General features: G+C 41.8%; 8 protein-coding genes. 4 read left to right on the top strand and 4 right to left on the bottom strand.

From position 1 onward, the window contains the following. Nucleotides 1–270 precede the first annotated feature (270 nt). Complete coding sequence (locus tag V7K55_RS01580; RefSeq protein ID WP_334827493.1) at nucleotides 271–1,773, bottom strand: aromatic ring-hydroxylating dioxygenase subunit alpha; 1,503 nt, start codon at nucleotides 1,771–1,773, stop codon at nucleotides 271–273. 379 nt (nucleotides 1,774–2,152) lie between these two features. Here V7K55_RS01580 and dinB point away from each other — a divergent pair, with 379 nt between their 5' ends. Further along, nucleotides 2,153–3,277 carry a DNA polymerase IV gene (gene dinB / locus V7K55_RS01575; RefSeq protein ID WP_334827491.1) on the top strand — a complete coding sequence of 375 codons (1,125 nt, stop codon included), beginning with the start codon at nucleotides 2,153–2,155 and terminating at the stop codon, nucleotides 3,275–3,277. A 46-nt stretch (nucleotides 3,278–3,323) separates the two neighbouring features. On the opposite strand, the gene V7K55_RS01570 is transcribed toward dinB, so the two are convergent. Beyond that, entirely contained in the window at nucleotides 3,324–3,608 is a 285-nt protein-coding gene (locus tag V7K55_RS01570; protein WP_334827489.1) for a hypothetical protein, read from the bottom strand. A gap of 44 nt (nucleotides 3,609–3,652) precedes the next feature. Further along, nucleotides 3,653–3,793 carry a hypothetical protein gene (locus V7K55_RS01565; RefSeq protein ID WP_334827487.1) on the bottom strand — a complete coding sequence of 47 codons (141 nt, stop codon included), beginning with the start codon at nucleotides 3,791–3,793 and terminating at the stop codon, nucleotides 3,653–3,655. A 137-nt stretch (nucleotides 3,794–3,930) separates the two neighbouring features. Between V7K55_RS01565 and V7K55_RS01560 the strand changes: the two genes are divergently transcribed. From V7K55_RS01560 to V7K55_RS01550, 3 genes are all read left to right on the top strand, one after another. Then, nucleotides 3,931–5,268, top strand: a complete 1,338-nt coding sequence (locus V7K55_RS01560) for a hemolysin family protein (RefSeq protein ID WP_334827485.1) — start codon at nucleotides 3,931–3,933, stop codon at nucleotides 5,266–5,268. A gap of 348 nt (nucleotides 5,269–5,616) precedes the next feature. Further along, entirely contained in the window at nucleotides 5,617–5,775 is a 159-nt protein-coding gene (locus tag V7K55_RS01555) for a hypothetical protein (RefSeq protein ID WP_334827483.1), read from the top strand. Further along, on the top strand, nucleotides 5,772–6,305 hold the full coding sequence (locus V7K55_RS01550; protein ID WP_334827481.1) for an AAA family ATPase: 534 nt from the start codon (nucleotides 5,772–5,774) through the stop codon (nucleotides 6,303–6,305). The genes V7K55_RS01555 and V7K55_RS01550 overlap by 4 nt, the downstream gene beginning before the upstream one ends. 185 nt (nucleotides 6,306–6,490) lie before the next feature. On the opposite strand, the gene V7K55_RS01545 is transcribed toward V7K55_RS01550, so the two are convergent. Then, on the bottom strand, nucleotides 6,491–6,673 hold the full coding sequence (locus V7K55_RS01545; protein ID WP_334827479.1) for a hypothetical protein: 183 nt from the start codon (nucleotides 6,671–6,673) through the stop codon (nucleotides 6,491–6,493). Between the last annotated feature and the right edge of the window lie 167 nt (nucleotides 6,674–6,840).

Genomic DNA, 6,840 nt, shown 5'->3' with positions numbered 1-6,840 from the left:
ATTAGCTTTGGAGAAGAAGCTGCTAATTATACACCCGTGTCCGATTGGGTATTGAAAGCTGTTCCATTTATTCTCAATTTAAAACCCAAAGATAACGGGATTCCCAAAACCCTTTCATGAAATTCACGCATTCTGTTTGTTGAAAAATAATTTTGAATGGTTTGAAACGTGCGGGGCATCAGGTAACAGTCGCAACGCACGAAAACTTTGCATCCTTTGTTGCGACTTAATTGCTCATAGTTTTTATCTGTTAAGACTTGAGTTTGTCTATTAATCATTGTGTGCGTGTTCAAACTCGTAAACGTAAAATAGGCGACTAAATTTGTTAAGCAAGTATCCTAGAAGTACAAATAATGCTGCACCCCCAAGCGCCCACCAGAATCCTGTATGAGGAAAAACCGTTAAAAGTGATGCGGGCATTTGGTTTGCCCTGGCTAATGTAGCTTTTAACGCTATGGCTCTAGCATCCAGAATTACAGCAACACATAAGCACAATATAGATAACCCGTAAGCTAACACCCGTAGACGTTTAATATTTTTCAAAGCATCTTTGCAAACTTTGCAATGTTGGGTATGAGTTGTCCAGACGTCAAAAAGCTTTTGTTTGTCCAATTCCAAGGAGGGAAGATCGGTATTAGACCCCCAAGCCCAAGGAATACTACCTCCAGCTTTTTTCTCCAACCATTGGCGAAATGTAATTACCATTTTATCTTGAGGATTGGGTGTATAAACTGCGTTCACCCATTGACCCTTTTGGCGTTTAGCTAGAATCTTCTGTTGATAATGAAGAAATACTAAGTCTTGGTGTAAGAACAAGGATGACAAAACATGTCCTAACCAAGTTGGCATTGGTAGCCCAAAGACTCCTAATCCTTTAGGTGTCTTACCCATCTCGTTCTTAACTAAGACCTGACAGCCAATATGACGACACCACCCTGGGCGTGTAGGGGTAGCATACAATGCCAGGATCAGCTTACCACCATCGCGTGAAGTAGAAACAATCCTCATCTGACAAGGTGGTTGAAAGTCGTGAATCGCTTGTGAAATCGTGGGGGCAGTCGGTGTTATTTCAAAAGAAAATCCTTCTTGAGTAGACATTTGCTTGATGCAAAGCATATCGTAGTAATTAGCATCTTTATAGCGATTGCCAACTAGACCGTGGTGGGAAACAGGGACATGGGCTGGGTCAGCTACATTTTCCATGAAAAAATCCCATCCATAGGGTAGGTCACGTATATTCCAAAATAGATGAACTACTCTGTCGGAGTTTTCTTCAAGTTCTGGAATAATTCGTGGTGTCCTCAATTGACTTTCAAGCTGTGCTTCCGAACCAGACTCAGCCCAAACCCACAATAAACCCTGCCGTTCTTGTGTTGGATAACTAATTGCAGATGACTTTGAATTTGAGCAGTGTTTAGAGGATGTCTCCCGATCTTTCGACTGGGGAATGCTCACACAGTTTCCCTGCGAATCAAAACGCCAAGCATGATAAGCACATAAAAGTGTGCCATCAGACTCAACACGCCCTTCTGAAAGGGGAGCTAGTCGATGTGGGCAACAATCTTCAAAGCAAGACCATTTACTCAAACTGCCTCGCCACAAGACTAAATCTTTTCCTAATAACTGTATTGCATGTGGGCGAGATGGATCTAGAAAATCCACAACTGCCACAGGATACCACTGCTTTGTCCATTGAAATACTTCTTCTTTGTGTTGATCTAATGGAACGCTTGCTTTATCCATATCCCCTTGAAAATCTATTTTAGTAGTCATGTGTGTTCTTTTATGTTTTTGAACTAATAAAGTTAGACGTGTTTAATATTTAATATAGTTGCAAGTCCATGTATGCTATTTCCTACTAAAAAAACTTTTTTCGCTTGCCTAATGGCATAGAAACTATTTATCCCCTGAAACACCCCTACCCCTTCAGGAGACAGTTGCTTAATACGACAGCAGTTAGTGAGAGTGCCATTGCAGTTTGACGCGTTAGTTGAAAAGTAATTACGATTAGGCAACATTAAGTATTAGATTATACACCAATGATGAAGTTCAATATATATACCGTAATTTTATATCTAAACTAGTGCTAGTGTACTATAAAACTGAGATTGTATTTACTCCCTTGAAAATGGTGTGAAAAGCGAGAGTGCTTGTGGTGGAGCTACCCTTGGGACAAGAATCTGTCGCTAGAACTCGGAAGATAGTTCACGTAGACATGGATGCCTTCTACGCATCGGTGGAACAGAGGGACAACTCTAGTTACCGAGGCAAGCCGTTAGTCGTCGGTGGCAGCCCGAATCAGCGAGGTGTAGTTGCAGCCGCCAGTTATGAAGCTCGTAAGTTTGGTATTTATTCCGCGATGCCGTCAGTAACAGCGATCGCTAAATGTCCCGCACTTATCTTTGTAAGACCGAGATTCGACGTTTACCGAGAGATTTCCGCAGCAATCCACGCCATATTCAAACGCTACAGTGATTTAGTAGAAGGGGTTGCACTAGATGAAGCATATCTAGATGTTACTGAGAATAAGCAAAGTATCCCCTACGCTTCTACTATCGCAAGACACATCAAAACTGCAATTTTCCAAGAAACCCAGTTGACTGCAACCGCAGGTGTTTCAATTAACAAGTTTCTTGCAAAAATGGCATCAGGGCAGAACAAGCCGAATGGACTAACGGTGATTTTACCCCAGGATGCGATCGCCTTTGTAGAGCAGCTGCCGATTGAAAAGTTTCACGGTATTGGAGAAGTGACGGCGGCGAAGATGCACTCGCTCGGTATTCATAGTGGTGCAGATTTGAAAGTGCGAACTCTTTCTGAGCTAACACACCACTTTGGTAAAGCCGGTCATTATTACTATAAGATTGCCAGAGCAGAAGATGATCGCCTAGTTGAAGCAAATCGAGTTCGTAAATCAGTTGGTGCAGAAACCTCATTTGCACAGGACTTAAGCGATGTAGGTCAGATGTTGCAGGAACTCGAACAGATTGCCCAGATTGTCGAGCAACGGTTAAAGCAACATGAAACGCGAGGACGGACATTAACTCTGAAAGTTAAGTTCTCTGACTATCAGCAGCTAACCCGCAGTAAGACAATGCTTGCTCCCATTAGTGAACTCTCTACGATTTTTGAGATAGCCAAAGCGCTGTTTGAATCGATTGATTTGGAAAACCGCAGTGTTAGGTTGTTGGGGATTTCCTTGTCTAATTTGGATAACGCCAAACAGACTCAAGTCATTCAACTGCCACTATTTCAAAATGCAGGCATTATATTTTAGCGTAGGCTAGCAAGAACCGCAGGCATCGCGCTGTTTAAATACTGACTCACCCACGACAAAAATCATCAACTCTCAACTCGCGCCACACATCGGACGGTTGCCACCCAGAGTTACCCACAGAGCGGAGGGGGCGATAGTGTTCAGAAATATATTCGGATTCGGAAACGTAGTCTTCAATGTACACAGGTGGACTTGGTTCAATTACTGGTTCAGGAATATTTTGGCTCTCAGGAATCTCAATGGGTTCAGTCGGTGATGGGGTTACTTTTATTTTCTTGCGAACTGGGTTAGAGGTTTTTTTGATAAGTCGTTTCATATCTATAGGAATCATTCGGCTTTCCAGAAAGAACGGATATCCCAGAATACAAGAACTTATCAGCGAATCAGAGGCATTTTGCCGTTTGTTTTATGGGTGCGGAGTGCTTTTTGGGGACGGGAGCGGAGCGCGATGCCGAATAGCCTGTCAAATCTTGCTTTCACGTTCGCGGCGCGTGCCGTAGGCAAGTGGTACGGCATTGCTCTAACTTACTTATGATGTGTTTACCCACATATCGAAAGAATATTTACCGACCAATGGTCGGCAAATAGATAGCAATTAGTGTTGACAAAATAATCGCGGTAGTAATTAGGTTCAAAGGCTAGAATAGATAGTTATGAACAGTCCATTGACTTGGCTTACTGCGGGCAAATTGCTATCGGTGATTTTCTTGGTGCTAGCCAACGGATTTTTTGTGGCGGCTGAATTTGCCTTGGTTGCGCTTCGCCGCAGTCGTGTCGAACAGTTGGTCATCCAAGGTCATCCCGGTGCAAAAGCTTTACAACGGGCAGTAAATAACTTGGATGCTTATCTAGCAGCAACCCAACTTGGTGTTACCATATCTTCTTTGGGCTTGGGTTGGCTTGGAGAACCAGCGATTGCAGTACTGGTCGAACCCGCTTTCCACTGGCTGCCAAAATCTTTATCGCAAACTAGCGCCCATACCTTATCAGTAGTAATTGCCTTTACAATCATTACGTCTCTCCACATCGTTTTGGGAGAATTGGCTCCGAAAAGTTTAGCGCTCCAGCGCACGGAAAGAACAGCCTTAGCGGTTATAAATCTCTTAGAACTATACTTAGTGATATTTCGCCCTGCTGTCCAAGTTTTGAATAGTTTAGGAAATTTGGTTCTAAAGCTTATAGGCTTGGAACCAGGAAGTAGCGAAGAATTGCTTCATTCGACTGAAGAATTGAAACTTTTAGTGGCAGCTAGCCATGAAGCAGGTCTGTTGGGAGAAGCTGAACAAGACGTAGTAGAGCGAGTATTTAATATTGGTAACAGACAGGTCAGTGCATTTATGACACCACGTACAGAGATGGTTTGGCTTGATATTGATGAACCATTGTCAAAAATCCGCAGCCAAGTGATTGAAAGTATTCATTCATTCTTCCCAGTTGGTCAACAGAGCATTGATAACTTATTAGGTATTGTGCAAACCAAAGAATTTTTAGCCCAAAATCCAACCCAAGCCATTGAATTGCAAGCTTTACTAAAGCCACTTTTATATGTGCCAGAAAGCATGAAGGCTTTGAACCTCTTAGAGTTATTTAAGAAATCTGGGACTCACCTTGCTTTAATCGTAGATGAATATGGCGTGACACAAGGCTTGGTGACAATCACTGATATTGTGGAAGCGATAGTAGGTGATATTCCAACCAGTGAAGAACTAGCAGATCCTGATGTGGTGCAACGTGAAGATGGGTCTTGGTTGTTAGATGGACTGTTGCCAATTGATGAGTTGAAAGAGATTTTAGATATCAGAAAGTTGTTACCAGGGGCAGAGGTAAACTATCAAACTTTAGGGGGATTTGTCGTTAACCAGTTAGGGCATATTCCCTTGGTGGCTGAACATTTTGAGTGGGCGGGACTACGCTTTGAAGTAGTTAGTATGGATGGAAACCGAATAGATAAAGTGTTGGTTGTGCCAATGCACGCTAAAAAAGACCAGTGAGGCATCAATATCTTTGTCTTTGCCCTTTTTGCATAAAGTACAAAATTTTAGCTGAAGAATATTATATATCAAACGAATTATATGTAAAACAGGGACAAGCTTTAAAAGTCCCCTATTTTATTTCCCTTTTCGAGTGCTGCTCTGGACTCCTTGCCCCAGGGCAGTTTTTTTTGTATAGGTAAGCAAAATATAGCTTGCACCGACTGCCAACAATCGAATTACACGTGCAGTTGTTAACTCACCATACCCGTCAGATTGCGTCACAGTCCGTAAAAGCGTTAACCTCAAGTGTAGCTAGCAAGCATAAACCCTCACCAGTAGTAAAACTCCTAGCACAGGATTTTAAGCATGGCAAAGATTCCGGGAGCAGAAGTTAGTAAACAGTTTGCGATCGCAAACTCTAAAGTCTGGTGGCGTGTGCTAATTACTATATCTATTGTGGCTACGCTTATTCCTGTTGTCTCAGGGACGTATTTATATGGCACAGGATTTGGGACAGATTCATGATTGTATTGCTTAATGGTTCCTTTGGAGTTGGGAAAACAACAGTAGCAAAAATACTGCGTGCTTACCTTCCAGGTAGTGCAATATATAACTCTGAATTGGTAGGATCAGTTTTAATGCGCGCTCCATCATGGATTAAATTGAAAAGAACAGGAGAAAAGGACTTTCAACATATAGAACTGTGGAGAAAATCCACAATTACAGGCATCCGTCTATACAGTTTGTTCGTTTCTGGTACAGTTATAGTCCCAATGACATTTAGTCACCGCGCCTATTTTGATGAGATTGTAATGGGAGTTAAAAACTTTGATTCTGAACTTAGGGTATTTTGTTTAAAAGCAAGCCTTGATACTATTAAAACACGCCTTGCACAACGAGGAATTAGAATTGAAGGTGCTGGGTCTGAGTGGATCGCACGACGAATTGTAGAGTGTTCAAATGCTTATTCAGATAATTACTTTGGCGAACCAATTGATACAGAATACCGCTCTGCCAAAGATGTCGCTGGCAATATTGTGTCTAAATTACATTGATCACTTAACAACTTTACTCTGAACTTGCACATTTTATAACCGTTATACAGTAAGATTTTGAGAGTTTTATAACAATGTGCTTGTTTCATATTTTCCAGGAGCGTTAATTATGAGTTCGCCAAAGCTTTCCTTTAGCTGTATTTGAAATTGCTCTTGTCTGCTAAGTAGCTCCCAATGCTTGGCAATCAAGGAAATTCTTCAAGCTTTACATATACTTCGGTAGGGTGAGAAATTGCAAATGAAATTCCCCATTCTTTGAATCCTAAACTTTGATATAAGTTTGCAGCAGCTTCATTGTCTTTACGATAACTGGTGGCAATCATTTCTACATCAGGACATAGCTTGAGGCGGCGAATCATCTCTAGCATCGTCGCTCGTCCATACCTGACGTTTGAGCAACAGAAAGATTACTCAGTCCATCAATTAGGATATTGTATTGGTAAGCTGCTACGCAGCTAAATTTAATAGACAGCATTGCCTTTGTTTTTAATCTTGCGCTCCCATTTAATAATAAGACCTCCTTCATTTAACAATT

It is taken from the genome of Nostoc sp. (genome assembly GCF_036919895.1).
GTDB lineage: Bacteria > Cyanobacteriota > Cyanobacteriia > Cyanobacteriales > Nostocaceae > Nostoc.
This window is presented reverse-complemented; position numbering and strand designations above follow the sequence as displayed.

Excerpts from the sequence above, each read along its gene's own strand:
- V7K55_RS01580 (WP_334827493.1), bottom strand. The coding sequence starts at position 1,773 with ATGACTACTAAAATAGATTTTCAAGGGGATATGGATAAAGCAAGCGTT.
- V7K55_RS01570 (WP_334827489.1), bottom strand. The coding sequence starts at position 3,608 with ATGATTCCTATAGATATGAAACGACTTATCAAAAAAACCTCTAACCCA.
- V7K55_RS01565 (WP_334827487.1), bottom strand. The coding sequence starts at position 3,793 with ATGCCGTACCACTTGCCTACGGCACGCGCCGCGAACGTGAAAGCAAGA.
- V7K55_RS01560 (WP_334827485.1), top strand. The coding sequence starts at position 3,931 with ATGAACAGTCCATTGACTTGGCTTACTGCGGGCAAATTGCTATCGGTG.
- V7K55_RS01555 (WP_334827483.1), top strand. The coding sequence starts at position 5,617 with ATGGCAAAGATTCCGGGAGCAGAAGTTAGTAAACAGTTTGCGATCGCA.
- V7K55_RS01550 (WP_334827481.1), top strand. The coding sequence starts at position 5,772 with ATGATTGTATTGCTTAATGGTTCCTTTGGAGTTGGGAAAACAACAGTA.
- V7K55_RS01545 (WP_334827479.1), bottom strand. The coding sequence starts at position 6,673 with ATGCTAGAGATGATTCGCCGCCTCAAGCTATGTCCTGATGTAGAAATG.